Raw genomic sequence first — 26,649 nt, 5'->3', positions numbered from 1 at the left:
CCGGGGAGGCGCTCAGTCGAGCGAGACGACGACGGACTTGACCTTGGTGTAGGACTCCAGGGCCTCGGGGCCGTACTCGCGGCCGAAGCCGGAGGCCTTCACGCCGCCGAAGGGCACGGCGGGGTCGAGCATCGGCCAGTCGTTGACCCAGACGATGCCCGCCTGGAGGCGGTCGGCGACGCGGTGGGCGCGGGTGAGGTTGGTGGTCTGGATGCCCGAGGCCAGTCCGTACGGCGTGGAGTTGGCCAGCTCGACCGCCTCGTCCTCGGAGTCGAAGGGCTGCACGGTGAGGACCGGTCCGAAGACCTCCTCCTGGACGACCCGGGAGTCGTTGGCGAGGTCGGCGATGACGGTGGGCTTGTAGTAGTAGCCGCCGTTCAGGTCGAGGCGCTCGCCGCCGCAGACGATGCGGCCGCCCTCCTTGCGGGCCAGCTCGACGTACTCCTCGACCTTCTTCAGATGCCGCTCGCCCGCCATCGGGCCGATGACGGTCTCGGGCTGCCGGGGGTCGCCGAGGGGCACGCCGGGCACGGCGTCGGCGAGGATGCCGACCACGGTGTCGTAGAGCGGGCGGGCGACCAGCAGGCGGGGGCCGCCCATGCAGAACTGGCCGGTGTTGAAGACGAAGCCCTTGATGATGGCGCCGATGGCCTTCTCGATGTCGGCGTCCTCGAAGACGAGGTGCGCCGCGTTGCCGCCGAGCTCCATGGTGACCTGCTTCAGGCCCTCGCCGGCGACGCTCGCCGCGTGCCGGCCGGTCGCGGTGGAACCGGTGAAGGCGATCTTGTCGACGCCGGGGTTGCGCAGCAACGCCTCGCCCGCGACGGGGCCCGTGCCGGTGACGACGTTGTAGACACCGTCCGGGACGCCGGCCTCCTTCAGGAGCCCGGCCATGTAGAGGGCGCTGAGCGGGGTCTCCTCGGCCGGCTTGTGCACGACCGTGTTGCCGGCCGCGAGCGCGGGGGCGATCTTGGAGCCGGCCAGGATCAGCGGGAAGTTGAACGGGGTGATCGCGCCGACCACACCGATCGGGCCGCGCCTGGTGTAGGCGAGGCGGTTGTCCGGAACGTCACGGGCGGAGCCGTCCAGCGACCAGGCGAGGGAGGCGTAGTACTCGTAGTCGTTGGCCGCGTTCGTCACGTCCACGGCGTGGGCCAGCATGATGGGCTTGCCGACGTCACGGCTCTCGATGGCCGCGATGTCGTCGGCGTTCTCCCGGATCAGCTGGGCGACACGGTTCAGGATCCGGCCGCGCTCGCGACCGCTCAGTCCGGACCACGCGCCGTTGTCGAAGGCCTCGCGCGCGGCGCGCACGGCGGCGTCGACGTCGGCGGCACCCGCTTCCGCGACCGTCGTGACCACCTGGCCCGTGGACGGGTCGATCACGTCGGCGCGTGCCCCGTCAGTCGCCTCAAGCCACTGTCCACCGATGAACAGCCGCCCGGGCTCGCTCTCGAAGGTGGTCGTCATTGCCCACTCCTCAGCCTTGATCGCTAAGTCTTCAACCAACAGGATTCCTGTTGGTTCGCAGTTTCATTACACACAGGTTTCCTGTCAATGCCTTACGCTGACCCCATGGTCGGCACCAAGGCACCTCCCTCCCTCCTCTACATGGTCAAGCAGGTTGAGCTCGTTGTCCGCTCGCGCCTGGACGAGCTGGTGAAACCGGCCGGGATCACGGCCCTGCAGTACACGTCCCTCACCGTCCTGGAGCGGCACGACGGGCTCTCGGCCGCCCAGCTCGCCCGCGACTCGTTCGTCACGGCCCAGTCCATCGCGGATCTCGTACGAAGTCTCGAGAACCGCGGACTCGTGCGCCGGGAGCGCAACCCGCGCAACCGGCGCGAGCTGCTGATCCTGCTGACCGACGAGGGACGCGAGCTGCTCGCCCACTACGCCGAGCCCATGCGCGACCTGGAGGAACGCATGATCCGCGACCTCACCGCGCACCAGGCCGACCAGTTCCGGCTGGCACTGTCGAAGGCGTGGCACGCCCTGTCCTAGGGGGCTCTGCGCACAACTCCGGACCGATTGCCGGAGAAATCGAAGACATATGTCAATCGAACATGCTGAAATTCACTCCAACGAGGGTAACTTGCAGAGCGGGGACGGGACTTGCCCTCGCGCCTGTCCTCACAGAGTCCGGTTGGAGGCGATGCCGTCGTGTCGAGCGACCCCACACCGCCCACGATCGGGTACCTGCGCGTCCGCACGGACCGCGGCCGTACCGTGCTCGAACTGCACGGCGAGATCGACATCGCGGCGGCGGTGGAGATCATTCCGCACCTCGACGCGGCGACGGGCCGCCCCGGCGCCCGGATCGTGATCGACCTGAGGCACGTCGAGTTCTTCGACTGCTCCGGACTACGGCTGCTCTACCGGGCCCGGCAGCGGGTGCTCGACCGCGACGGCGAGCTGCGCCTGGTCTGCACCCACCCGCTCACCCTGCGCGTCCTCAAGGTCACCGGCCTGGCCCGGCTGCTGCCGCCCGCCCCGTCGCTGGACGCGGCCCTGGAGCAGCCCGAGGCCGCGTCCGGCACGTTATGACCCTGCCCGCCGGCCCTCTTCGCCCTCTTCGCCCTTCGCCCTCTTCGCCCTATTCGCTCGCCGGCGCGTCGAACAGGGCACTGACGGACTCGCCGTTGTGGATGCGGCGCACGGCCTCCGCGAGCGCGGGGGCGATGGAGAGCACCTTCAGCTTCTCGGTGCGCTCCTCCACCGGGACGGGCACGGTGTTGGTGCAGACGATCTCCAGGATGTCGGGCTGCTCGCTCAGCCGCTTCAGCGCCCCCGCCGCGAAGAGTCCGTGGGTGCACGCCACCCGGATCGAGCGCGGCCCCAACTCCCTCAGCCTCTCCAGGAGTTCCAGGACGGTGCTGCCCTTGGCGATCTCGTCGTCGAGGACGATCACATCCCGACCGGCGACCTCGCCGATCACCGAGCTGATGCTCACCCGGTCGTCCGCGAACCGCTGCTTGGCACCCGCGGCGACCTGCGCGCCGATCATCCGCGCGAACGCCGCCGCCTCCTTGGCGTTGCCCAGATCCGGTGACACGACCGTCGTACGCGTCAGGTCGTACCGCCGGAAGTGCGCGGCCAGCTCGCGCAGCGCGTGCAGATGATCGACCGGCACCGAGAAGAAGCCGTGCACCTGCGGTGAGTGCAGGGTCATGGCGAGCACGCGACTGGCGCCCGCCGACACCATCAGATCGGCGACCAGCCGGCCACCGATGGAGATCCGCGGGGCGTCCTTCTTGTCCGAGCGGGCGTACGCGTAGTGCGGCATGACCACGGTGATCCGGCCCGCCGAGGCGCCGCGCGCCGCATCGCACATCAGCAGCAGCTCGACGAGATGCTCCTGAACCGGCGCGACCAGCGGCTGGATCAGGAACACGTCCCTCTCCCGGCAGTTGGCCTGGAGCTGCACCTCCAGACAGTCGTTGGCGAACCGACTCACCCGGGACGGGCTCAGCGGTACCCCGAGGTGCGCGCACACCTCGTCGGCGAGTTCGGGATGGGCGCTGCCGGTGAAGACGGCGATGTCACGCACGGTCGGCTCCTCGTATGAACATGATCATTACGGGTTGCGCGGCTCATGCTACTGGCCGCCCGGCATACGCCGATTCGCTACGGCGGCCCGGACGAGCCGCACCCCCGCTCTACGGCGAAGTGCGGACAATCACCGACCCGGCGTTCTCCCTTGGCCTTTGAGGGCATTCGTTGAAAGAGGAAGGAGGACCGTCGACATGACGACGTCCATCAAGCGCACGCGTCTGCCCGGCTGGGCCAAGCTGCTCACCGCCGTGGTCATCCTCATCGTGGTGCTGCTGGCCGCCTTGCGGATGCTGGTCTTCGGGGGGCTGGACGACGTGTTCGGCACCGAGGAGCACGACCGCTCGGGGCCGACACTCCTGAAGTCCATCCAGGACATGAGCCGATACGACGCCGCCTCGGGCAACTTCCAGGTGGTCGTCGACCTGGAGAAGGACGCCAAGTACCTGCCGGACGCGATCCGCGGCACCCGCACGCTGTACGTCGGCGCGGGCACCGTCGACGCCTATGTCGACCTCGGCAAGGTCGGCGAGAACGACGTGAAGGTCAACGACGACCGCACGTCGGCCACCATCAACCTCCCGCACGCCCAGCTGGGCAAGCCGGCCCTCGACACCGAGCACTCCTACGCCGTCTCCAAGCAGCGCGGGCTGCTCGACCGCTTCGGCGATCTGTTCTCCGACAACCCCAACAGCGAACAGGCCGTGCAGCGCCTCGCCGTCAAGCACATCGGCGACGCCGCGAAGGACAGCAAGCTCACGGACCGCGCCGAGGCCAACACCACCGACATGCTCGAAGGGCTGCTGAAGTCCCTCGGCTTCAAGGAGGTGAAGGTGACGTACGGGTCCTGACCGGTCACCGGCGTCCTCCCCGCGCCCTCCCCGGGTTCGGGGAGGGCGCGTCGTACGTCGGCTCGTCCGCCGACTCCGCACGTCCGCGCCCTCCCGCGCCCGCCCACTCCCGGGCGCCTCGTCGGCGCCCCTCGAACGGGAGCGGACCTCTGTCGCTCCCCGCCCGGAGTGCCCAGGAAGGGCGAGGGAAAACCCGGCGAAGGCCGGCTGACGACTTCTCGCACCGGCGGGAGTCATGGGCCGCATCGGGGGTAACCACCTTGGGACAGAGGGAAGTTGAAATCGGGAGGGTTGCATGGCCCGTACCACGGCACGTTCCCGTTCCACGACCTCCGGCCGCCGTTCCCCGGCGGCCCCACAGGGTCGACGACCACTCCCGCTGCCCCTGCGGCTGCTGGCGATGGCGCTCGCCTTCATGGTCATGGTGGCGTTCGGCGCGGTGCTGGCCGGGCTCACCCTCCAGCCGTCCCCGGCGTCGGAGGCGCTCACCCACAGCAACCTCCGCCCCGGCAGCTCCCTGGAGCTCTACTGGCACCATCCCGACCCCCGCGACGCGCTCAAACAGGTCGGCGGGAACATCCTGCTGGGCCTGCCGTTCGGGATCCTGCTGCCCGTACTGGCGCCCGGCGCGCGCGGCCTGCTGCGTGTGCCCGCCCTGACCGCGCTGATGATGCTGCTGGTCGAGCTGGTGCAGGGCGCGCTCGTCACCGGACGCGCGTTCGACATCGACGACGTCATCCTCAACACGACGGGTGCGCTGCTGGGCTATCTGCTGCTGGGCCGGCGCCTCGGCCGGGCGGTGCACGCGCGAGCCCCGCGCGAACCGAAGGCCGCGCAGGCCCGGCGGAAGGCGCCGGCCCAGCGGAAGGACCCGGCCCGGCCGAAGGCTCCGCGCGGCCGCTGGACCCAGCGGCTGCGCGTCGGCCGCAAGGGGGCTAGCGCAGGGTCCAAGTGAGTTTGTCGCCACCCACCCAGCGAACCTGGTCGGGGTCGTCGAGGTCGTGGACGACGACCCCGAAGGCGGCGGCGGCCCGCAGCACGTCCGTCATCGTCTTCGCCTCGCCGACCACCTGGCCGTCGATCTCCACGATCCGGAACGGCGGCGTACCGGGCTGGACCCCGAGCACCATGACCCGAGGGTGGGAAATGTAGGGGCTCGCGCTTTCGGTCATGTCTAGAGCGTAGAGCGGTTCCGGCCATCGGTGCCGGGTGAGGTCCGGGCGGGTGAGTCCGGCCCGCCCGTGATCGTACGGCCGCCGTGCGGGTACCCGGGGGCTGGGCGACGCTGGAAGCGGGAGGCTGGAGGTGCCATGGATCCCGTCGAGGCCCTGGACCGGATCGCTTTCCTGCTGGAACGTGACCGGGCCCCCACCTATCGCGTGCGCGCGTTCCGTACGGCCGCCGCCGTGCTCGGCGCGCTGCCGGCGGACGACGTGGCCGAGCGGGCGGCGACCGGCTCGCTGGAGTCGTTGAAGGGGGTCGGGCCGAAGACCGCTCAGGTGGCGCGCGAGGCGCTGGCCGGTGAGGTGCCGGGCTATCTGCGCAAGCTGGAACAGGAGGCCGAGGCCCCGCTCACGGGCGGTGGCGCGGAGCTGATGGAGCTGATGGAGCTGATCAGGGGAGACTGCCATGTGCACTCGGACTGGTCGGACGGCGGCAGCCCGATCGAGGAGATGGGCCGGACCGCCGCGCGCCTCGGCCACGAGTGGACGGTGCTCACCGACCACTCCCCCCGGCTGACCGTCGCCCGGGGCCTGTCCCCGGAGCGGCTGCGGGAGCAGCTCGACGTGGTGGCCGCGCTGAACGAGACGTGGGCACCGTTCCGGCTGCTCACCGGCATCGAGTGCGACATCCTCGACGACGGTTCGCTGGACCAGGAGCCCGAGCTGCTGGACCGGCTCGACGTGGTGGTGGTGTCCGTGCACTCCAAGCTGCGGATGGACGCGCGCGCGATGACCCGGCGGATGGTCGCCGCGCTCCGTGATCCGCACTCCGATGTGCTCGGGCACTGCACGGGGCGGCTCGTCACCGGGCGAGGGCGGCCCGAGTCGGAGTTCGACGCGGAGGCGGTGTTCTCGGCGTGCGCGGAGACGGGGACGGCCGTGGAGATCAACTCCCGGCCGGAGCGGCTGGATCCGCCTCGGCGGCTGTTGCGGGCCGCGGTGGAGGCGGGGGTGTTGTTCTCGATCGACACGGATGCGCATGCGCCGGGGCAGTTGACGTGGCAGGTGCATGGGTGTGCTCGGGCGGAGGAGTGCGGGGTGCCGGCGGAGCGGGTGGTGACGACGTGGGGGGTGGAGGAGCTTCTCGGGTGGGCTCGGGACCGGGAGGTTCCTGGTCGGGTGGGGGTGGGGGGTGCCTAGGAGCTCGGGGGGTTCGTTGCGTTGGCGTGTGCGGGTGCGTCGTGGCTTGTCGCGCCCACGCGGCGGAGCCGCATATGGATACAGCCCCGCGCCTCTGAAGGGCGCGTGTGTCGGAGTTTCCAGGAAGGTGTGCCATGGGTAGGGCTGCTGTTTTCGATGTCGACGGGACCCTTGTCGATACCAACCATGTGCATGTCGTCGCCTGGTGGGAGGCGTTTCGGCAGGGTGGGCATCAGGTGGCCATGCATGACATCCATCGGGCGGTGGGGCTGCCGTCCGGGGATCTGATCACGCATCTGCTGGGTGAGGAGCGGGATCCGCAGGAGAAGGACGCGCTGAGTGCGGCGCACAAGGCGCTGTACGGGACGTACTTCGACCGGCTGCCCGCGTTGCCGGACGCGGGGCGGCTGTTGCGGCGGCTCGACGGGCAGGGCTGGAGCGTGGTGCTGGCGACCTCGGCGAGCGGGACGGAGCTGGCCGCGTTGCGGCGGGCGATCGGGGCCGACGACGCCATCACGGCGACGGCGAGCGCCGATGACGTGGCCGAGGGGAAGCCCGCGCCGGATCCGGTCGAGCAGGCCCTGGAGCTGGCGGGGGCGGAGGCCGAGCGGTCGGTGTTCGTCGGGGACACCGTCTGGGACATGCGCGCCGGCGCCCGGGCGGGGGTGCACTGCGTGGCGGTGCTCTGCGGCGGCATTCCCCGGCCCGAACTGGAGGCGGCCGGCGCTGAGGCGGTGTTCCGGAATCCGGCCCACCTGCTGGCCGCACTGGAGGAGAGCCCGCTGGGCCGGGAGGAATGACCTGGTGACGGCCGCTGTGGGCCGCCTTGCGCGACGTGACGCAGATCACCGGCAATGTCCGGATACGGAAGGAACACCCGCTGATACTTTCCCGTTAAATCAGCTGTGGGTGTGGATGGGACAGTGTCCCCGGGCCTCACCTTTTGCCCACAGGGACGATCGTTCGGCTGAAGCCCTGTGGAGCCTTTCGCCGAGAGGCGACCGCCATCCGCACCCACACACAGACCGCCCCGACCGTGATTCCCCCGTCCCGGTCGGGGCTTCTCCCTTTCCGCAAGCGCTCGGGTGCCTCGGAAGCGGGCAGGAGCGCCGGGAAGCGGTCAGGAGCGCCGGGAGCGCTCAGGCACCGAGTTCGCGCGGCCCGTACAGCGCTGCCGGAGCGCCGGTCATCAGGGCCCAGTAGCGGTCGCCGTACGACCAGTGCCACCACTCGGTGGGGTAGTTGACCAGGCCGGCCGCGGTGAGGGCGGCGCCGAGCGTCTCGCGGTGGGCGCGGGCCTCGGCGGAGATGCCGTCCGCCCCCGTACAGCAGGCGCCGGCGCTCTCCTCGGGGCTGGCGTTCACCCGTGTACCGAAGTCCACTTCACGGCCGTCGGCGTCGACGAGGGTCAGGTCCACGGCGGCGCCCGCGGAGTGCGGGGCTATCCCGGGCGGGGAGACGTAGCGGCTGGCCGCCGCGTGGATGCGGTCGGCGGGCCAGTCGGGGTGCAGGGCGCGCTGCTCGGCCGCGTACTCCTCGAAGTACGCGCGCTGCAGGGACGGCGGCCGGTAGCCCTCGACGAACAGCAGGCGCAGCCCGTCCGGCAGCAGGGTCTGGGCCTTGACCAGCCGGTCGAGCACGCCGACGCGCAGATGGGCGTAGGCGCCCGTGGCGTCGGCCTTGCGCTCGTCGACCAGCAAGGGGCCGGCCCGGCGTACGTCGACGAGCGGCTCGTCCAGGTCGTGGACGGGTACGGCCGCCACCTTCGGGTCGGACATCAGGATGATCTCGGTCATGAGCTGATCATCTCGTGCGGTCGGCCGGTTCCCGCCGGAATCGGCCAGGACGGTGGCCCGGCCCGTCCCCGGGGGTGTGGCCGGTTGCGGTCGCGTGCATCGGCGGCGCCCGGGTACTCGTGGGCGGCCCTGGAGGAACGGAACGCGCGAGAGGAGTCGGCTGTGAACGGAGAATCCGGCGGCAGGATCGTGGTCACCGGCGCCACCGGCAATGTGGGGACGAGTCTGGTGCGTCTGCTCGCGGAGGACGCGGAGGTAGGCCAGGTACGGGGACTGGCCCGTCGGGTTCCCGAGTGGGCGCCCGCGAAGACGGACTGGTCGGCCGTGGACGTGGGATCCGAGGAGGCCGATCTGGTCAAGGAGTTCGAGGGGGCGGACGCGGTCGTCCATCTCGCCTGGGCGTTCCAGCCGACGCACGATCCCGCCGCGACCTGGCGAACCAACGTGCTGGGCAGCATGCGGGTCTTCGAGGCGGTGGCGGCGGCCGAGGTGCCGACGCTGGTACACGCCTCGTCGGTCGGCGCCTACTCACCGGGACCGAAGGGTCACGCGGTCGACGAGTCGTGGCCCACCCACGGCTGGCCGGACGCCGCGTACTGCCGGGAGAAGGCGTATCTGGAGCGTGCCCTGGACTCCTTCGAGCACGAGAACCCCGGGGTGCGGGTGGTGCGGATGCGGCCCGCCTTCCTGTTCAAGCGGGAGTCGGCGAGCGAGCAGCGCCGCATCTTCGGCGGGCGTTTCCTGCCGGGACAGCTGGCCCGGCCCGAGCTGCTGCCGTTCCTGCCGGACATTCCCGGGCTGAAGGTGCAGACGCTGCACACCGACGACGCCGCGCAGGCGTACCGGCTGGCGCTGCACACCGACGTCCGCGGTGCCTTCAACCTCGCGGCGGAGTCGCCCGTGGACGCCACGCTGCTCAGCGAGGTGCTGGACGCCCGTCCGGTGAAGCTGCCCCGGGTCGCGGCCCGCTCGGCGGTCGCCGCCGCGTGGAACCTGCGGCTGCTGCCCGCCTCACCGCATCTCTTCGACGCCGTCCTGCGGCTGCCGCTGATGGACTGCAGCAGGGCTCGTGACGAGCTCCACTGGCGGCCCGAGCGCACAGCGGTGGAGGTGCTGGAGGAGTTCCTGGAGGGGCTGCGGCAGGGCGCCGGGGCGGAGACGGAGCCGCTGCGGGGGCGGAAGGTCGGCTGAAGCCGAGGCCGAGGCCGAGGCCGCCCATGAGGCCGGGTGCGCCCGTGAGCACGCGGCAGACGTGACGGCGCCTCCCCGGGTCCCACCGGGGAGGCGCCGAGTCTCGGGAATGCCCTGGACCGAAGGACCAGAAGGACCAGGGGCCGGGGGTCAGCCGGACGGCTCGTCGGGTACGGGCTGCTCGGGATTGACGGCGCCCGATCGCGGTGCGCCCTGTCGGCCGGTGCCGGCCTCGTCCGTGTCGGGCAGGTCAGCGGTGTCGTCGGCCGCGTCGATGTCCCGCTCGTCGTCGGTGACGCGCGTCCGAGCCACCTCCCACGGGTCCTCGCTCCCGTTCGCCTGCTGGTCGGGCATGTCCCTCGGTACGGGGTCCTCGTGCTCGCCGGGACCCTCCAGCCGGTGATCGGTCACGGCGTGCTCCTTCCTGTCGTCCACCGGGCGCGAGTACCTCCGCCCGATCGACTCAAACCCGGGTGTCCCGTGGTCGCGTGCGTCCGGTCCTGTGCGTCCCGTCAGGAAAGGTCGCGCAGTTCGTCCAGGGCCGCCGTCAGCTGCGGCGCCACCGCCTCCCGCCGCCAGGCGACGTCTCCGTCGTCCAGGGCGCGCGGCACCACCTCGACCAGCATGATCAGGTAGAGGTAGCTGCGGTAGAGGGCGTAGCGCCTGCGGACCGAAGCCGTGAACTCGACTTCTCCGCCAGCCTCCTGATAGCCCGTCAGGAAATCGGCGTCCTGCCGGATGTCGCCCAGGAGAGCCAGCGAGACGAAGTCCGCGACCGGGTCGCCCCAGAACATGCGCTCACCGTCGATCAGACCACCGACACGTGGAGTCTCCCCGCGCTCGACGAGGATGTTGCCCTGCCACAGGTCGAAGTGGACCAGCCGCGGCACGGTCACCTCGTCGAGGGCGTCGTACGCGGCCTTCGCGGTACGGGCCACCTCGTCCACGGGGAGGGGCAGCCAGGCCCGGAAGCGGCGGGCGTCGGCGAGGACACCGTCGTAGATGGCGGTGAAGGCGGTGCGCCAGTCGGCGGCGAGGGGGCCGAACGTGCCGGACGGGTACCCGAACCCGGGGCCGGTCACCCGGTGGAGCCGGGCCACCAGACCGCCCAACTCGCGCCGCAGTGACGCCTCCTGGGTGGGCTCCAGTCCGTCCCATCCGCCGCCCGGGCAGTACGTGAGCAGGAGGTGGCGGCCGGTCGGCGCGGTCTCGTCGAGGGCGGCTCCGGCCACCCGGGGCGCGGGGACGCCGACGCTCTCGGCGGCCCGGCAGAACTCGATCTCGGCACCGAGGAGTTCGCTCTCGTAGGCCAGGCCGGGGGTGGTGGACGGCGGGGGGACCTTGACGATCAGCCGGGTGCCGTCGGTGAGGCGCAGCTCTTCGACCGTGTTGTACGTGCCGCCATCGAGCGGCAGCCGCTCCGCGAGGCTCTCGGGCGGCAGCCCCGCCGCCGCCAGGACACGCCGCGCGCGCTCCCCGTCGTCCACCGTGGCCCCCTCGTCGCGTACAGCCGTGCCGGCCCACTCTGCCAGGTGGGCCGGCACGGCTGAAACCGCTTTTCAACGCTCCGGCGGCGGGGAGACCGGGTCCCGGTTCATCCGGCCGCGCAGACGTCCTCCCCATAGCGGCCCGAGGCGATCAGGTCCTCCAGCCACGGTCCGGAGTCCGCGCCGGGGTTCCGCTCGGCGTGGATCGTACGGAGGGCCTCACGGACGCCGGGTGCCCTGCGGAAGCCGTCACCGCGGACGTAGACACGGGCGCCGACGTCCAGCAGGGCCCACACCTCGTCGGCCTCGGCGGCGATCCGGTGCTGGACGAAGGCGGCACCGTCGACCGCCACCGAGGCCCGCCCCCTGGCCCTCCTCGCCGGCGGCGCCACCACCGCCCGCGCCTGTGCGCCAGAAAACCATTGGCCCCTCCCCAGAGAGACACGTACCTTAGGGCAATACCTAGTGCCACTAGGTTTCAGGTCCGGACACATAACCCCTTCACCGGAGGACCCACCATGAAGTCGCTCACCGAGCAGGACATCCGCACCTCGTTCGTCAACTGCTCGAAGGGGGAGGCGAAGCGGATCTCCGTGCCGCGTGATCTGGAGCAACGGCCCTGGGGGGACCTGGACTTCCTCGGCTGGCGTGACCCGGGCGCGCCCGACCGGAGCTATCTCGTCACCGAGCGCGGTGGGCGGCTCGTCGGTGTCACCTTGCGTTTCCCCTCCGCGCAGCGCGGCTTTCTGCACCGCAGCATGTGCTCGTTGTGTCTGACGACTCACCGGGGCGGCGGCGTCTCGTTGATGACGGCTCGTAAGGCGGGCGCGGCCGGGCGCGAGGGGAACTCCGTAGGCCTGTACATGTGCGCCGACCTGGCCTGTTCGCTGTATGTGCGGGGCAAGAAGGCCCTCGACGCGGGCAGCCGGTTCGAGGAGAGCCTCACGACGGACGAGCAGATCGCCCGGACGGTGGGCAATCTGTCCGCCTTCCTGGACAAGCTGTACGGCTGACCTACCGCTCCGGCATCCGCGCCGCCTCGACGTCGTGGAGACGGATGGCGGGCTGTCGCCACCTCCGGCGCCCTGACCTCCTCGTCCACCGGCCTTCTGCCGAATGACCCAGGTGACTACTGTCCTCGGTCAGGAGTTCGGTGGAGCGGCGGAACGGGAACAGCGCAAGGATGCGAGACGTACGTGGTGTGTGGGACCTGATCGGCACCCGGGTCGCCAAATGGCGGCAGGACCCGGTGATCGTGCAGTCGGTGCGGTCGGCGGCGGCCGCCACGGTGGCCTATGTGGTGGCGTTGCAGCTCAGTCCGGAGGCGGCGCCCCTGACGGCTCCGCTGACCGCGCTCCTCGTCGTGCAGGTGACCCTCTACGCCACGCTCACCACCGGGATCCGACGGGTGAACTCGGTGGTGGCCGGCGTGGTCATCGCCATCGGCTTCAGCGTCCTGGTCGGCCTCACCTGGTGGAGCCTCGCCCTGATCATCCTGGCCTCGCTCGCGGTGGGGCATCTGGTGCGGGTGAGCGAGTTCGTGCCCGAGGTGGCGATCAGCGCGATGCTGGTGCTCGGGGTGACCCGGGTCGGTGACACGGCGTGGGCGCGGGTTGTGGAGACGCTGATCGGCGCGGTCGTCGGGCTCGCCTTCAACCTCCTGCTCGCCCCCCCGGTGTGGGTGGAGGCGGCCGGTGAGTCCATCGAGGACCTGGCCCGGCGGATGCGGCGGCTGATGATCCGCGTCGGCGAGGAGGCCGCGGGCCGCACCCCGGCGGAGGCCGCGGCGGCCCGGCTCCACGAGGCCCGGGAACTCGACTTCGACATCGTCGAGGTGGACGCGGCCCTCAAGCAGGCCGAGGACAGCCTGAAGCTCAATCCGCGTGTACGGGAGGGTCTGCTGCACCGGGTGGTGCTGCGCACCGGGCTGGACACGCTGGAGATCTGCACGGTGGTCCTCAGGGTGCTGGCCCGCACCCTGACCGACCTCGCCCGTGAGCGCGAGCCGAGTCCGCTGTTCTCCGCCCAGGTGGGGGCGGCCATCGAGCAGCTGCTCGCCGAGATCGGTGACGCCGTGGTCAGCTTCGCGGTGCTGGTCACGACCGACGTCAGCCGGAGCGCCGAGTCCGCGGAGGACCGGCTCGCCGCCGAGCTGTCGACAGCCACCGCGACCCGCGACAAGCTGGCGCAGTTGCTCCTCGAAGGGGTCCAGCGGGACCCCGGTCACTGGCAACTGCACGGTGCCGTGCTGACGGAGGTCAACCGCATACTGGACGAGCTGGACACCGAGCACCGCTCCCAGCGGCTCCTGGAGGAGCTCGACCGCTGCACCCGTGAACAGCGCGAGCGCTCACCCCGGCTCACGCGCCTCCGCGACCGCGTGCGCATCCCACGCCCCCTTCGGCGGAACCGGTCGGGCCTCGCCGGTCGTGCTAAGTCACGTCCTACCAAGTGACACAGCACGAAGCGATATCGAGGGGAGCGTGCGGAATGGCCGAAGGCGCCGTGCGGATCGACGGGACCACACTGCATCTGCCGGGCGGTGTACAGGTGCGCTTCCAGCGGACCCTGCGTCTGCCGGAGACGGGCACGCACCAACTCCCGCCCGGCCTGGGCGACTTCCCGATCCGCCGGGTCGAGGACCACCCGCACACCGCTCCGCAGGAGATGCGGGCGCGCGGCGGCGTGATGCTCCCCGTGTACCTGCGCGAGGCGATGTGGCTGCACTTCGGCGGTTCCACGGAACCGGCCGCGCTCCAGGTCGGCGTCGGCAAGGTGTGCGCGGTGTCGGGCAAGCCGTGGAGCGGCACGCTCTCCCGTGATCCGCAGAACTACGTGGTGCTGCCGCGTCAGCCGTGGCTGGACGGCGTCAACTCCGGCAAGGGCACGGTCAGGCAGTTCGTGGCCGTCCCCCTCGGGCTGGGCGCCACGGTCGAGGGCCAGGTCACCGGCGAGGAGGTGTTCGGCGGGGTCCAGCTGCAGTCGTTCCCGCTGAACGACGAGCAGCTCGCCGTGTGGCGGCGGGAGGAGCGACTGCGCGCCGAGCGGGAGCGGAACATCGGCCCGGTCGGCGGCTATGGCGGCTACGGCGGTACGGGCGCGGTGCCGATGCCGCCGCCGGGTGCCGTCCCGATGGCGCCCCCGTCCACCGGCGCCCCCTTGCCCCCTGCGCCGGGCGGGCCGATGCCTCCGGGTGCCGCGTACCCGATGGCGGCCCCCGGCGCTGCCCCGATGCGCGGCGCGCCCGCGGCCCCCTCCCGGGCTCCGGCCGCGATGGGCCTCGGGGTCGGCGGCTCGATGCGTCAGGAGGTCTACCGGGACACCTGGCCGCGCGGCAGCTGGGCCGAGCAGCCGGCCGGGCGGATCTTCGTGCACCTCGTCACGCCGCCCGAGTGGCGCCGGATCACCGGGGAGGCCCCGCCGCCGTCGCCCGTGGACCGCGCGGCCTACACCCGGGCCGGGCTTCCGTGGTTCGAGTACTACGACGACGACCAGGACGCCCACGACCTCGCCCCGGCCGACGCCCTCGGCACGGTGAAGCCGGTCGGCGACTGGCTCGGCGACGACCTCGACCCATGGCAGGCACCCGCCCCCGGCCAGATCAAGCCGCTAGGTGACGCGCCGGGCCGTCCGATCCAGGACGGCGACTGGTAGCCGGTCCCGACGGCCGGCGCGAGGACGACGGCGGGTGTCGCATGGCGCGCGACGCCCGCCGCCGTCTTTGCGCCGGGGCGCTCGTACCCGTCAAGGTGGTGACGGCCGAGACGAGCGACACCCGAGGTGCACCTATGACGAGTGAGGCGGTTGGGGACCGAGGCGGCTGGAGCAGGCGCCATGTCCTGAGTCTGATGGCGGGGGCGGCCGGTACGGCCGCCCTGGCCGGCTGCGCGGGCTCCGACGGGACGAACGGGTCCACGTCGTCCTCGCCCGCTCCGAACGCCCCGACGGCCCCATCGGCGGAGGCGGAGACGGAGACGGGAACCGAGTCCGCAACCGCCTCGCCCTCCCCCACCGGCCCCCGACCCCTCTACATCGGCACGTACACCTCGGCCGAGGGGGGCGGCACCGGTATCGGTGTGGCGACGTACGACGCCCGCAGTGGCCGTATCGCGGGCAAGGGGACGATCACCGGTGTCGGCGACCCGTCGTACCTCGCCGTACACCCGAACGGCCGAACGCTGTACGCCGTGAACGAGCGGCCGGAGGGCGGGGTGACCGCCGTACGACTGTCCGACCGTAAGGTCCTCGGCACCCGGAGCAGCGGCGGCGAGGCACCCTGCCAGCTGTCGGTGCATCCGAGCGGGCGGTGGCTGCTGAGCGCGAACTACGGCTCGGGAAGTGTCGCCGTGCATCCGGTTCAGGCGTCGGGCGCACTGGGCGAGCGCACGGATCTGGTGGTGCACAGCAGTCCGGCGCCGGGCCCGGGGCAGGAGGGGCCGCACGCGCACCAGATCATCACGAGCCCCGACGGCGGTCATGTCCTCGCCGTCGATCTGGGCACCGACACGGTCTACACCTACCGCCTGGACGAGTCCCGGGGCACGCTCGCCGAGGTCTCGCGGACGCGCACCCGGTCGGGCGCGGGGCCCCGGCACCTCACCTTCCACCCGGGAGGCCGGTACGCCTATCTCGCCAACGAGGTCGACAACACGGTCGTGGTCTGCGCCTACGATCCCGGCAGCGGGCGGCTCACCCCGGGCGATCCGCAGTCCACGGGCACGGGTTCGGGCACGAACTACCCGGCGCAGCTGGTGGTGACGCCGGACGGCTCGTACGCGTATCTCGCCAACCGGGGACACGACAGCCTGACGCGCTACGCGGTCGAGGCGTCAGGCGCGCGGCTGAAGCTGCTGGACACCGTGCCGGTCGGCGGGGACTTCCCGCGTCAGATCGCCCTCTCACCGGACGGGGGCCTGCTGTTCGCCGCGCTTCAGCGGTCGAGCGCGGTCGGCGTCTTCCGGGTCGACCCGGAGACCGGTGGACTGCGGAGCGCGGGCGGGCCGTTCGCGTCACCCGTCGCCGTCTGTGCGCTGCCGCTGTAGGGCGCGCGGGCAGGACGCGGCGCTCGCCTGGGAGAGCAGGATGTGCATCCGCTCGGTGAGCTGCGCCATGTCGTCGGCGGGCTTGTGGAACGTCAGCCGGACGTCGCCGTTGCCGCGGGCCCGCTCGACGCGCAGGGTCAGGCCGTGCCGGTCGACGGCGAGCGGCTGGACGCGGACGGCGCCGTGCAGGCTGTCGTGCGGGACGAGCCGGGTGAGGCGCTCGACGGCGTCGGGGTGCGCGTCGGCGAGGTGGGTCAGCAGCCGGGACTCGGCCGTGGCCAGTGGATCCGGCCGGGCGGCGGCGAAGTCGTCGAGGTCGACCACGACCGCGCCGGACGGCTCGCGCAGCACGATGCGGGTGGGCCGGAACTCCAGGTCGCCGTCCTTGGGCGCGAACCAGCCGGCGATCCAGAGCCGGGCCCGGATACGACTGCGGACGGGGACGGGTGCCACGTCGGCGAACTCCAGCACGGCGGACGGCTCGCCGCGCGGTGCGCAGATCGCGGCGGCGACGAGCGTGCTGTCCTCGGGGACGCGCAGGATCACCCGGCCGTCCTCGGTGACGGTGTGCGCGCCGACGAACTCCTCGCGGCCGCCCTCGGCGGTCACCGCGCAGGACCACGCCGCCGCGAGCACCGAGCGGGCACGCTCCGCCGCGGCGGGCGCGGCCGTCCAGGTGTGACGGTCACCCATCCCAAACCTCCCTCATTAGGTAAGCCTTGCCTAACCTATCGAAGATCGGGGCGTACGCCAACCACCGCCCGCCCTTCCGTGCGTTCCCGGTTCGCCGCGGCGCACCGCAGGCGGTTCGCGAGCGGGCCGGACTCAGGGCGCGAGCACCCCGAACAGCGCCCGTGCGCACAGGTCCCGCACCTGTTCCCGGGTCAACTCCGAGCCCCTCAGCCACTCCAGACAGACGGCGGTCGTGAACGACAGCCATCCGCGCACGGCGAGCCGCATCTCCGGCCGCCCGTCGAGCGCCGCCGCGAACTCCGCGTCCGACGCCAGCGCCGCCAGGATCTGCGCCTCCTGCGCGGCCAGCGCCCGCTGATAGACCTTGCGCACGGCCTGGTCGCCGGTGGCGTCGGCACGGTGGAAGGCCCGGAAGCCGTGGGCGTGCTCCTCGACGTGCGCGAGGAACGCGTCGAGCCCGGCCGCGAGCCGCTCGCGCGCCGACCGGCCCGGAGCGGGGGTCATGATCCGCAGCATCCGCTCGCTCTCGCGCTCCACGACGGCCGCGAAGAAGTCCCGTTTGTTCGGGAAGTAGTGGTACAGCAGCCCGCGGGAGACGCCGGCGATCTCGGCCACCTGCTCGATCCAGACGTCGTCGTACGGGCTCTCCGAGAAGAGCCGGGCCCCGACCGCGAGGAGCTGCTCCCGCCGTTCCCCGGTACTGAGCCGACGACGCGGGCGCTCTTCCTGTCCGGCTGCCATGCCGTCACCTTACTTGACGTGGGTTCAACAACGGGACGAGACTGAGCCCGCTATTGAACCCGAGTACAACAGCCGCGGCGGCTTCGGCACGGCGTACGCGCGAGGGAGATGTGGTCATGACGGCGACGACGGGGACCGCGACCGCCAGGGGTTTCCGCAGCGCGGAGCTGGGCTGGCCCGAGCTGCACCGCATACCGCACCCGCCGTACCGGCTGCCCGTGATCGGCGACGCGCTCGGCACGAACGTGCGGACGCCGATCCAGGACTCCCTGCGCCTCGGGCGGCGGCTCGGGCCGATCTTCCGGCGGAAGGCGTTCGGCAAGGAGATCGTGTTCGTCGGGGGCGCCGGGCTCGCGGCCGAGCTGGCGGACGAGTCGCGGTTCGCCAAGCATGTGGGCCTGGGGGTCGCGAATCTGCGCCCGGTGGCCGGGGACGGGCTCTTCACCGCGTACAACCACGAGCCCAACTGGCAGCTCGCGCACGACGTCCTCGCCCCCGGCTTCAGCCGGGAGGCCATGGCCGGTTACCACCCGATGATGCTCGACGTCGCCGAGCGGCTGATGGAGCACTGGGACCGGGCGGGTGCGGCGGGCGACACCGTGGACGTACCCGGCGACATGACCAAGCTGACGCTGGAGACGATCGCCCGCACGGGTTTCGGCCACGACTTCGGCTCCTTCGAGCGCACCCGGCCGCATCCCTTCGTCGCCGCGATGGTCGGCACCCTGACGTACGCCCAGCGCCGCAACGTCGTCCCCGACCCGCTGGTACCGCTGCTGCTGCGGGGCGCCGCCCGGCACAACCGGACGGACATGGCGTACCTGAACGAAACCGTCGACGCGGTGGTACGGGCGCGGCGGTCCTCCGGTGACGGCGGCACCGGCAGCGGTGGCGGGGGTCGCGCTCGTGGCAGCGGCGCCGGTGACGGTGGCGCCGGTGACGGTGGCGGTGACCTGCTCGACCGGATGCTGGAGACCGCGCATCCGGAGACCGGGGAGCGGCTGTCCGCCGAGAACGTCCGACGCCAGGTCATCACCTTCCTGATCGCCGGGCACGAGACCACCTCGGGCGCCTTGTCCTTCGCCCTGCACTACCTCGCCCGGCATCCGGACCTGGCCGCCCGCGCCCGCGCCGAGGTGGACCGGGTGTGGGGCGACACGGTGCGGCCCGGCTACGAGCAGGTGGCCAGGCTGCGATATGTGCGCCGGGTACTGGACGAGGCGCTGCGGCTGTGGCCGACGGCGCCCGCCTTCTCGCGGGAGGCCCGCGAGGACACCGTGCTCGGCGGGGTCCATCCGATGCGGCGGGGCGCCTGGGCGCTGGTCCTGACGGCGATGCTGCACCGGGATCCGGAGGTCTGGGGCGCGGACGCCGAGCGGTTCGACCCGGACCGCTTCGACGCGGCGGCCGTACGCGCCCGGGCCCCGCACACGTTCAAGCCGTTCGGCACGGGTGCGCGGGCCTGTATCGGCCGCCAGTTCGCGCTCCACGAGGCCACGTTGGTGCTGGGGTTGATGCTGCGCCGATACGAGTTGAGCCCGGAGCCGGCGTACCGGCTGCGGGTGGCGGAGCGGCTGACGCTGATGCCGGACGGGCTGCGGCTGAACGTGGAGCGGCGGGTGGGCACGGGGCCCGGCGCCCCGCGGGTGCCGTCGTCGCCGTCGCCTTCATCGCCGTCACGTCGTCCAGTGACCGGGGCGGGTGACTGACGTCGGCAGCCGGGTCCCGGCGCTGCCGCGTGCCGCGTTGAGCTGGGGCTGGGTCAGGAAGAAGGCGCCGGTCAGGTCCGCGTCGGTGAGGTCGGCGTCACGGAGGTCGGCGCCGATCAGGTCCGCGCCGCGCAGATCGGCGCCGGTCAGGTCGGCTGCGATGAGGTAGGCACCGCGCAGGTTGGCCTTTCTGAGGTCGGCGCCCTTGAGGCGCGCGCCGATGAGGTCGGCGCCGCGCCGGTTCCGCTTGCGTCCGGCGCCCGTTCGCATGAGGTCGCTGACCCTCAGCAGCAGCTCGTTGACGCGCTGCCGGTGCGCGGCGACGTCCAGCTCTCCCAGTTCCTCGGCCGTCCGCCGGGTCAGCCGCTCGGTCTCGTCGAGGGCCCGGCGGAGGTCGGCGTGCACCGGGCGGGCGGCGGGCAGGGTCAGCGACTCGGTCAAGTACCAGAGCAGTTCGTGGAGTTGGCGCACGACGGGGAACACGTCGAACATCCGCCGGGCGTGCTCGCGGCCGCCCGCACGCCAGTTCTCGCCTCCGAAGGTGACCTGGGAGACCTTCTGCCCGGCGCCGAAGCAGTCGTAGACCGTGCAGCCGGTGAAGCCCTCGTCCCTCAGCCGGGTGTGGATACCGCACCGGAAGTCCTCCCCGAGGTTTCCGCACGCCTTGCCCGCGGCCTTGTCGACGGCGAAGTCGGCCGAGGCGGTGAAGGGCAGGGCGACGCAGCACAGGCCGAAGCAGCCGGCGCAGTCCGCGCGCAGTTCGCGCAGGTCATGCAGAGGGAGGGGCTCACCGGATCGTTGTTCCATACGGTTCACCCTACGAGAATCGCCGAGGGGCCTGCGGGTGCGCGGCGGTCAGCGGGCGAACACCTCGAAGGCCACGGCCGGTGTGCCCCCGAAGCGCTCCCCGGTGGTGCGGGCGTAGCCGGTGAGGAAGTCGCGTACGTACGTCTCGGGGTCCTCCTTCGTCAGCACGTCCAGGTAGGTGCGGTGTTCCAGGAGGGAGGCGACCGCGCGGTCCAGGCCGGGGGTGGCGTCGACGGCGTGGGTGGGGGTGGAGGACCCCGCGACGGCGACCCAGCGGACGCCGTTCCAGGGTTCCAGGCCCTGCTCGACGAGTTCGGGGAAGATCCAGCGGTTTCCGGCGTCGCCGGCGGCGTCGAGCGTGGCGCGACCCACCGCCACGTGGTCGGGGGTGTTCCAGGCGACCCCGCCCCAGGTGTCGCGGTGGTTGAGGGTGATGAGCAGTTCGGGGCGGTGCCGGCGGACGGCCGCCGCGATGTCCCGGCGCAGGGCGGGGCCGTACTCGATGACACCGTCCTCGTGGTCGAGGAACTCGACCTCCGACACGCCCACGACGGCCGCGCTCGCCCGCTGCTCCCGCTCCCGAAGCGGGCCGCACCGCGCGGGCTCCAGGGTGTCGATGCCCGCCTCGCCCCGCGTCGCCAGGACGTAGGCGACCTCGCGGCCCTCGTCGGTCCACGCGGCGATCGCCGCCGAGCAGCCGTACTCGAGGTCGTCCGGGTGGGCCACGACGGCGAGGGCGCGTCGCCAGTCGTCGGGCATGGGCTTGAGCTGGTCCGGCTGGTCCTTCCGCGGGTCGGTCATGCCCGCACAGTAGCCCGCGGCGCCGGCGACCGCGCCGGACGGACACGGCCCGGCTCAGCCGCCGTCGCTCACTCCTCGTCCCGCGTCAGCGCCAGCAACCGGTCCAGCACCCTCGGCCCGCCGGCGCGTACGCCGTCGTGCTCGAACTCGTCCGTGACCCAGGTGCGCAGGCCCCGGATGGCGCGGGCGGTCCGCAGGGAGTGGGCCGTGTCGACGTACATGTCGTCGTGGTAGACCGCGGCGGCGACCGGGACCTCGTTGACGGCGAGACGATCCGGTTCGTACAGGGGGAGCCAGCCCCGCCGCGTCGCCAGGTCCTCCGCGGTCTCGCGCAGCGGGCGCAGGGCGGGGTCGTTGTCGAACATCCAGGGGTGCACGGACTCCCCCGTGAACAGCAGCGGGCCGTCGCCTGTCAGTGTCTTGGCGGCGTCGAACTGCGGGAACTCGTGGCGCACCCGCTCCGCCGCCCAGTCCGTGGCGCCCGGGTCCTGTCCGTAGATCGCCTCGTGGAGGAGCGCGTACAGCGGGTGGCCCGCGTACGACAGCAGCCCCTGGGCCTGCTCCTGGAAGGAGTCGGACAGGCCGGGGCCCCGCGGGGTGCGGACGAAGGCGTCCTCCAGCAGGAAGTGCAGCCGGTGGCTGCCGTCGCCGCGGCCGAGGAGGATGCCCAGGGACTGGAAGGCCTCGACGGTGAACCGGTAGCCGTTCGGGAGGACGACGTCGTGCTGGAGCAGGTGATCGGCGATCCGCCGGGCCCGCTCGACGTCCTGCGGGTAGCGGGCGTAGTGCGCGGCGACCTTGCGTTCGACACGCGGGTAGGCCGCCCGGTAGACGTCGTCGGCGTTGGCGTCCAGGGAGGGCAGTCCGCCGGTGATGACGGCGGTGCTCAGGCCCTCGGGCGCGCGGGACAGATAGGTGACCGCGCAGAAGCCGCCGAAGCTCTGGCCGAGGACGGCCCAGGGGGCGCCGCCGGTGACCTGGCGGCGGATGGCCTCGCAGTCACGGACGATGGAGTCGGCGCGGAAGTGGGCGAGGTAGTCGGCCTGTTCGCCGGGGCCGCCGCGCAGCGGGAGGGTCTGGCGGTTGGCGGGGGTGGAGGCACCCGTGCCGCGCTGGTCGAGGAGCAGGACCCGGTACTCCTTGAGGGCCCGGTCCAGCCACGCCTCGCGGCCGACGAAGCGGTTGGCCCCGAAGCCGGGGCCGCCCTGCAGATAGACCAGCCACGGCAGTTCGGCGTCCGCCTTGTCGCTCGCGACGACCTCGCGCGCGTAGAGCTCGATCCGCTCCCCCGCCGGGTCGTCGTGGTCGAGGGGGACGGTGAAGCGGCGGTCGGTGAGGACGACACCGGGCTGGCGGTAGCTGACGGACAACAGGGCTCCCTGAGCGGACGGATTCCGGGCCGTGGTCCAGTCCAGCACAGATTCTTCGCCCGGCCGACCCCCGTGGATCAAGAAATTCCCGGCAGCCCTACTGAACGACGGCTCAGCGTGCCGAGAGGCTGGAGCGCCGCACCACCAGCTCCGGCTGGAGGACGACCCGTCGGTGCTCGTGCGGGGCGGGCGCCGTGTCGGCCTCGGTCTCCTCCAGGAGGAGTTCGGCGGCCAGAGCGCCCATGGTGACGGCGGGCTGCCGTACGGAGGTGAGGGGGACGGCGGCCGCGGCGGCGAACTCGATGTCGTCGTAGCCGACGATGGCGAGGTCCTCGGGAACGCTCACGCCGGCCGCGTACATGGCCTGGAGCACGCCGAGGGCGAGCAGGTCGTTGGCGCAGAAGACGGCGGTCGGGCGGTCGGCGAGGCCGAGGAGCCGGGCGCCCGCGTCGCGGCCGGCGGCCACGTCGAGGCGTTCGGTGGGCAGCTCGCGCAGCGCGTCGGCGCCGAGTCCAGCCTCCCGCAGGGCGCCCAGGGCACCCGTACGGCGGTCGCGGACCTGGTTGAGGCCCGCCGGTCCGCTGACGTACGCGATGGAACGGTGGCCCGCGTCGACCAGATGGCGGACGGCGAGCGCGCCGCCCGCGACGTCGTCGACGGAGACCGAGCACTCGGTGGTGCCCTCGGCGACGCGGTCGACGAGGACGAAGGGGATGCCGTGGCGGCGGAACGCCTCGATGTTGCGTCCGGTCGCGTCGGCCGGGGTGAGCAGCACACCGCGCACCCGCTGTTCGGCGAAGAGCGAGAGGTACTCGGCCTCCTCGCCCGCGCTCTGCGCGCTGTTGCAGACCATCACGCCCAGTCCGGCGTCGCGCGCGGCCCGCTCGGCACCGCGCGCGACGTCGACGAAGAAGGGGTTGCCCATGTCGAGCACGAGCAACGCCATGATGCGGCTCCGCCCGGCCCTCAGCTGGCGCGCCGACTCGCTGCGGACATAGCCGAGGCGGTCTATCGCGGACAACACGCGGGCACGGGTCTCGGACGCCACCGTGTCCGGGCGGTTGATCACGTTCGAGACCGTACCCACGGAGACGCCGGCGACGCGGGCAACGTCCTTGATACCCACCGACTGGGCCATCGGGCAGGACCTCCAAAAGGGCTGGGGCGGCGGGTGCGCCCTCACATTACCTTCGTGCCCGTCACAGAAAGCCTGCGACCTGGGCACACCCGCCACGGGGACTGCGTCAGATCACGCGGGCAGGCTGAAGTTCAGGGAGCGGAGCGCCGAGGGCGTCGTTCCGCTGGACTTCACCTGATACATGACCGACAGGAAGTGGTCCTGACCGATCCGGCTCTCGTCGAACACGACTTCACCGAAGGCGTTCAGGCCGGCGCCGACACCGTCGTACAGCATCGTCCAGTCCGTATACCCCGAGGCCGCGGAAGCGCCGGCGATCCGGAGGAAGGGGAAGATCGCGTAGGCGTTGTTGTACTTGTCGAGGAACAGCTTGGTGCGCTGGCTGGAGTTCAGCGGCACCGGTATCTCGGTCTTCTGCCAGGTGCCGGAGGCGTTCTTGCGGACGTGGAAGGCACGGCCGTTGTTGGTGCGGTCGGTGACGTAGTTCGTCGTGCACTGCCCGAAACGGCCGGGGACGTAGCTGATGATCGCGTGAGGGCGTCCCGCCGAGTCGGTCCACTGGCTCTCCTGGTTCATCAGGGAGTGGTCCGGGTTCAGCGAGTCGATCACCAGACCGCTGTCGGTGACGGAGACCCGGTCGGAGCTACCCGTGGTGCCGACGACGGTGCCCGCGTTGTTGCGCCAGGTGCGGCCGCGGTCGTCCGAGTAGACGTAGCCGGTGTCGTGGTTGGTGATGCCGCCGCTGTTGCACATCACGGCGCCGTTCTGCTCACGCCAGGTGAAGAAGGAGTGCAGACGGCCGTTCGCGTCGTAGTCGATGCCGTGCAGGTACATGTTGCGGGCCGTGCTCGAGCCGTGCTCGCTGGTGTAGGTGCCGGTGGAGCTGGTCCACTCGCCGAGGTTGGTCCAGGACGTGCCGTCGTACTCGGCGATGGCGTTGCGGCCGTTGCCGGAGATGGCGACGCGGTAGCTCAGCTGGAGCTTGCCCTCGGGCGTGGAGATGAACTGCGGGTAGGTGAACTGCGAGGTGAGCGCGAGCCCGTCGAGGGTGGACTGGGGGGCGCCGAAGCGGCTCGTGGTCCAGCTCAGTCCGCCGGGGTTGTCCATGAGGCCGGCCACCGACTTGACGTAGGTGAAGCCGTCGCTGTGGGAGTCCATGTTGAGGTGCAGTCGGCCGTCGACCTTGGAGATGCCCATGGAGATGACGTTGTGGGAGTCGTCGTACCGCAGGGTGTGACCGACCTTGACGGTGGACCAGGTGTTCGAACCGAACACACGGCGGCCGACGACGGCGTTGCGGTCGGCGGTGTACCAGACGGCGTACTGGTAGCCCTTGTAGGTAAGCATCGCGTTCTTCTGGAACGCGTTGTTGTTGACCAGGCCGTTGTACGACACGAAGAAGAGGGCCTGGGTGTCGAGCGTGGTGGTGCCGGTCAGGGTGACCGAAGGACCGGGGTCGGCGGCGCGGGCGGTGGTGACGCCGAGGACGGGGGTCACCACGGCACCGGCGAGTGCGGCGCCGAGCAGCGTACGTCTCTTCATCTCGGGGACTCCATTGTCGAGCGAGGTGGGGAGGGGGAGGGTGCTGCGGCGTGGGGGGTCAGGCGAGGTGGAAGACCTCGGTGAGGGGTTTCATGGCCTCGTCGGGCCGGGCGCCGTCGAGGGACTCGAAGAACGGCGCCATCTCCTTCTGCCAGCGGGCGTTGACCTCGGCGGCCTCCATGCCGGCCAGGGCGGCCTGGAAGTCCTCGGTCTCCAGATAGCCGACGAGCAGGCCGTCGTCGCGCAGGAAGAGGGAGTAGTTGTGCCAGCCGGTGGCCGAGAGCGCCTGAAGCATCTCCGGCCACACGGCGGCGTGCCGCTCGCGGTACTCGTCGATCCGTTCCGCACGGACCTTGAGGAGGAAGCAGACGCGCTGCATGAGATACCGCTCCTGGGGTGAGGGGGGTGGCTGTAACGCGGGGTCGCGGATCAGAAGTTGAACTTGTCGATGTTGTCCTTGGTGAAGACGGTCGGCTTGCCGAGGCTGATGACGCCGTCCTTGCCGATGGTGTACTCGCCCATGTCACCGGCGGTGAAGGTCTCGCCCTCCTTGCCGGTGATCTGGCCGGAGACCAGCGCCACCGCGGTACGGGCGGCCAGCTCGCCGAGCTTCGCCGGGTCCCACAGCTCGAAGCCCTCGACCGTGCCGTCCTTGACGTACTTGCGCATGTCGTTGGGGGTGCCGAGGCCGGTCAGCTTGACCTTGCCCTTGTACTTCGAGCCCGACAGGTACTGGGCGGCGGCCTTGATGCCGACCGTGGTCGGGGAGATGATCCCCTTCAGGTTCGGGTACTCCTGGAGCAGGCCCTGGGTCTGCTGGAAGGACTTCTGGGCGTCGTCGTCACCGTAGACGACCTTGACGAGCTTGATGTCCTTGTACTTGGCGTCCTTGAGTTCGTCCTTCATGAACTCGATCCAGGTGTTCTGGTTGGTCGCCGTCTGCGCGGCCGACAGGACCGCGATCTCGCCCTTGTAGCCGATCTGCTCGGCGAGCAGCTGGACCTCGGTGCGGCCCAGGTCCTCGGCGCTGGCCTGCGAGACGAAGGCGTTGCGGCACTCCGGCTTGGTGTCGGAGTCGTAGGTGACGACCTTGATGTCGTTGCTCATGGCCTGCTTGAGCGCGGTGCACAGGGCACCCGGGTCCTGCGCGGAGACGGCCATGGCGTCGACCTGCTGCTGGGTGAGCGTGTTGACGTAGTTGACCTGGCCGGAGGTGTCCGTGGCGCTGGACGGGCCGACCTCCTTGTAGCTGGAACCCAGCTCCTTCAGGGCCGCCTCGCCGCCCTTGTCGGCGGAGGTGAAGTACGGGTTGTTGACCTGCTTGGGCAGGAAGCCGACGGTCAGGCCCTTCTTCAGCTCGGCGTTCGGGTCGGCCTTGCCGGTGGCCGCCGCGGAGGCGGAGTCGTCCTTGACGTCGCTCTTCGTGGTGCCGCCACAGGCGGTGGCGGCGAGGGCGAAGGAGGTGACGGCGGCGAGCGCCGCACAGGAACGACGGAGGGTTGCCTTGCGCATGACGAGGGTTCCTTTACGAGGAGGAGTGGTGTCACGCCCCTGTCTTTCAGGGGC

The 26,649-nt window shown here is 71.5% G+C and carries 28 protein-coding genes; 12 read left to right on the top strand and 16 right to left on the bottom strand.

The features are described 5' to 3' along the window. Positions 1-12: 12 nt before the first annotated feature. On the bottom strand, positions 13-1,470 hold the full coding sequence (locus OG272_RS43950) for an aldehyde dehydrogenase family protein (protein WP_326574155.1): 1,458 nt from the start codon (positions 1,468-1,470) through the stop codon (positions 13-15). Positions 1,471-1,575: 105 nt separating this feature from the next. On the opposite strand from OG272_RS43950, the gene OG272_RS43945 reads away from it, so the two are divergent. Together OG272_RS43945 and OG272_RS43940 are read left to right on the top strand one after the other, a co-directional pair. Further along, complete coding sequence (locus OG272_RS43945) at positions 1,576-2,004, top strand: MarR family transcriptional regulator (RefSeq protein ID WP_326574156.1); 429 nt, start codon at positions 1,576-1,578, stop codon at positions 2,002-2,004. A gap of 159 nt (positions 2,005-2,163) precedes the next feature. Beyond that, on the top strand, positions 2,164-2,547 hold the full coding sequence (locus OG272_RS43940; protein ID WP_327726504.1) for an anti-sigma factor antagonist: 384 nt from the start codon (positions 2,164-2,166) through the stop codon (positions 2,545-2,547). A 49-nt stretch (positions 2,548-2,596) separates the two neighbouring features. Here the strand turns inward: OG272_RS43940 and OG272_RS43935 are convergent, their stop codons facing one another. Beyond that, entirely contained in the window at positions 2,597-3,550 is a 954-nt protein-coding gene (locus OG272_RS43935) for a ribose-phosphate diphosphokinase (protein ID WP_405895854.1), read from the bottom strand. Between the two features lie 196 nt (positions 3,551-3,746). On the opposite strand from OG272_RS43935, the gene OG272_RS43930 reads away from it, so the two are divergent. Together OG272_RS43930 and OG272_RS43925 are read left to right on the top strand one after the other, a co-directional pair. Continuing rightward, a complete protein-coding gene (locus OG272_RS43930; RefSeq protein WP_327726505.1) occupies positions 3,747-4,403 on the top strand; it encodes a DUF4230 domain-containing protein in 657 nt (218 codons plus the stop codon). Positions 4,404-4,698: 295 nt separating this feature from the next. Then, on the top strand, positions 4,699-5,358 hold the full coding sequence (locus tag OG272_RS43925; protein ID WP_327726506.1) for a VanZ family protein: 660 nt from the start codon (positions 4,699-4,701) through the stop codon (positions 5,356-5,358). On the opposite strand, the gene OG272_RS43920 is transcribed toward OG272_RS43925, so the two are convergent. After that, entirely contained in the window at positions 5,339-5,575 is a 237-nt protein-coding gene (locus tag OG272_RS43920; protein WP_326574161.1) for a hypothetical protein, read from the bottom strand. The genes OG272_RS43925 and OG272_RS43920 overlap by 20 nt on opposite strands. Positions 5,576-5,713: 138 nt before the next feature. Here OG272_RS43920 and OG272_RS43915 point away from each other — a divergent pair, with 138 nt between their 5' ends. Together OG272_RS43915 and OG272_RS43910 are read left to right on the top strand one after the other, a co-directional pair. Continuing rightward, positions 5,714-6,766, top strand: coding sequence for a PHP domain-containing protein (locus tag OG272_RS43915; RefSeq protein ID WP_405895853.1), 1,053 nt, complete (start codon positions 5,714-5,716; stop codon positions 6,764-6,766). Positions 6,767-6,900: 134 nt separating this feature from the next. Further along, positions 6,901-7,566, top strand: coding sequence for an HAD family hydrolase (locus tag OG272_RS43910; RefSeq protein ID WP_326574163.1), 666 nt, complete (start codon positions 6,901-6,903; stop codon positions 7,564-7,566). A 339-nt stretch (positions 7,567-7,905) separates the two neighbouring features. Here the strand turns inward: OG272_RS43910 and OG272_RS43905 are convergent, their stop codons facing one another. Beyond that, positions 7,906-8,562: a M15 family metallopeptidase gene (locus tag OG272_RS43905; RefSeq protein WP_405895852.1), complete on the bottom strand. Its 657-nt coding sequence runs from the start codon at positions 8,560-8,562 to the stop codon at positions 7,906-7,908. Positions 8,563-8,724: 162 nt separating this feature from the next. On the opposite strand from OG272_RS43905, the gene OG272_RS43900 reads away from it, so the two are divergent. Then, a complete protein-coding gene (locus OG272_RS43900) occupies positions 8,725-9,753 on the top strand; it encodes an SDR family oxidoreductase (protein WP_327726509.1) in 1,029 nt (342 codons plus the stop codon). A gap of 150 nt (positions 9,754-9,903) precedes the next feature. Here the strand turns inward: OG272_RS43900 and OG272_RS43895 are convergent, their stop codons facing one another. The 3 genes from OG272_RS43895 to OG272_RS43885 form a co-directional block, all read right to left on the bottom strand. Continuing rightward, positions 9,904-10,164, bottom strand: coding sequence for a hypothetical protein (locus tag OG272_RS43895; RefSeq protein ID WP_326574166.1), 261 nt, complete (start codon positions 10,162-10,164; stop codon positions 9,904-9,906). A 101-nt stretch (positions 10,165-10,265) separates the two neighbouring features. Beyond that, positions 10,266-11,240 carry an aminoglycoside phosphotransferase family protein gene (locus tag OG272_RS43890; RefSeq protein WP_327732047.1) on the bottom strand — a complete coding sequence of 325 codons (975 nt, stop codon included), beginning with the start codon at positions 11,238-11,240 and terminating at the stop codon, positions 10,266-10,268. A gap of 107 nt (positions 11,241-11,347) precedes the next feature. Next, positions 11,348-11,593, bottom strand: coding sequence for a hypothetical protein (locus OG272_RS43885; RefSeq protein ID WP_405895851.1), 246 nt, complete (start codon positions 11,591-11,593; stop codon positions 11,348-11,350). 165 nt (positions 11,594-11,758) lie between these two features. On the opposite strand from OG272_RS43885, the gene OG272_RS43880 reads away from it, so the two are divergent. The 4 genes from OG272_RS43880 (at position 11,759) to OG272_RS43865 (ending at position 16,282) form a co-directional block, all read left to right on the top strand. Continuing rightward, positions 11,759-12,253 (top strand): FBP domain-containing protein, encoded by a 495-nt coding sequence (locus OG272_RS43880; RefSeq protein ID WP_327726510.1) that lies wholly within the window; start codon positions 11,759-11,761, stop codon positions 12,251-12,253. 170 nt (positions 12,254-12,423) lie between these two features. Beyond that, entirely contained in the window at positions 12,424-13,695 is a 1,272-nt protein-coding gene (locus tag OG272_RS43875) for an FUSC family protein (RefSeq protein WP_327726511.1), read from the top strand. 35 nt (positions 13,696-13,730) lie between these two features. Then, complete coding sequence (locus OG272_RS43870; RefSeq protein WP_327726512.1) at positions 13,731-14,894, top strand: hypothetical protein; 1,164 nt, start codon at positions 13,731-13,733, stop codon at positions 14,892-14,894. A 134-nt stretch (positions 14,895-15,028) separates the two neighbouring features. After that, positions 15,029-16,282, top strand: coding sequence for a lactonase family protein (locus OG272_RS43865; RefSeq protein ID WP_405895850.1), 1,254 nt, complete (start codon positions 15,029-15,031; stop codon positions 16,280-16,282). Here the strand turns inward: OG272_RS43865 and OG272_RS43860 are convergent. Then, positions 16,250-16,975 (bottom strand): DUF2470 domain-containing protein, encoded by a 726-nt coding sequence (locus tag OG272_RS43860; protein WP_326574171.1) that lies wholly within the window; start codon positions 16,973-16,975, stop codon positions 16,250-16,252. The genes OG272_RS43865 and OG272_RS43860 overlap by 33 nt on opposite strands. Positions 16,976-17,107: 132 nt before the next feature. Further along, entirely contained in the window at positions 17,108-17,716 is a 609-nt protein-coding gene (locus tag OG272_RS43855; protein WP_326574172.1) for a TetR/AcrR family transcriptional regulator, read from the bottom strand. 116 nt (positions 17,717-17,832) lie between these two features. Between OG272_RS43855 and OG272_RS43850 the strand changes: the two genes are divergently transcribed. Beyond that, complete coding sequence (locus tag OG272_RS43850; protein WP_405895849.1) at positions 17,833-19,425, top strand: cytochrome P450; 1,593 nt, start codon at positions 17,833-17,835, stop codon at positions 19,423-19,425. On the opposite strand, the gene OG272_RS43845 is transcribed toward OG272_RS43850, so the two are convergent. The 7 genes from OG272_RS43845 to rhaS form a co-directional block, all read right to left on the bottom strand. Continuing rightward, complete coding sequence (locus OG272_RS43845) at positions 19,393-20,232, bottom strand: pentapeptide repeat-containing protein (RefSeq protein ID WP_405895848.1); 840 nt, start codon at positions 20,230-20,232, stop codon at positions 19,393-19,395. The genes OG272_RS43850 and OG272_RS43845 overlap by 33 nt on opposite strands. A gap of 48 nt (positions 20,233-20,280) precedes the next feature. Beyond that, the gene (locus tag OG272_RS43840) at positions 20,281-21,033 is read right to left on the bottom strand and encodes a PIG-L deacetylase family protein (protein WP_326574175.1); all 753 of its coding nucleotides are present in this window, start codon (positions 21,031-21,033) and stop codon (positions 20,281-20,283) included. A 68-nt stretch (positions 21,034-21,101) separates the two neighbouring features. Beyond that, the gene (locus OG272_RS43835) at positions 21,102-22,403 is read right to left on the bottom strand and encodes an alpha/beta fold hydrolase (RefSeq protein ID WP_327726517.1); all 1,302 of its coding nucleotides are present in this window, start codon (positions 22,401-22,403) and stop codon (positions 21,102-21,104) included. A 112-nt stretch (positions 22,404-22,515) separates the two neighbouring features. Then, the gene (locus tag OG272_RS43830; RefSeq protein ID WP_326574177.1) at positions 22,516-23,541 is read right to left on the bottom strand and encodes a LacI family DNA-binding transcriptional regulator; all 1,026 of its coding nucleotides are present in this window, start codon (positions 23,539-23,541) and stop codon (positions 22,516-22,518) included. 111 nt (positions 23,542-23,652) lie between these two features. Beyond that, a complete protein-coding gene (locus OG272_RS43825) occupies positions 23,653-25,083 on the bottom strand; it encodes a BNR repeat-containing protein (protein ID WP_326574178.1) in 1,431 nt (476 codons plus the stop codon). A 58-nt stretch (positions 25,084-25,141) separates the two neighbouring features. Next, positions 25,142-25,462, bottom strand: a complete 321-nt coding sequence (locus OG272_RS43820) for an L-rhamnose mutarotase (RefSeq protein WP_326574179.1) — start codon at positions 25,460-25,462, stop codon at positions 25,142-25,144. A 50-nt stretch (positions 25,463-25,512) separates the two neighbouring features. After that, complete coding sequence (gene rhaS, locus OG272_RS43815; protein ID WP_326574180.1) at positions 25,513-26,595, bottom strand: rhamnose ABC transporter substrate-binding protein; 1,083 nt, start codon at positions 26,593-26,595, stop codon at positions 25,513-25,515. Between the last annotated feature and the right edge of the window lie 54 nt (positions 26,596-26,649).

This window comes from Streptomyces sp. NBC_00104, from assembly GCF_045160825.1.
GTDB lineage: Bacteria > Actinomycetota > Actinomycetes > Streptomycetales > Streptomycetaceae > Streptomyces.
This window is presented reverse-complemented; position numbering and strand designations above follow the sequence as displayed.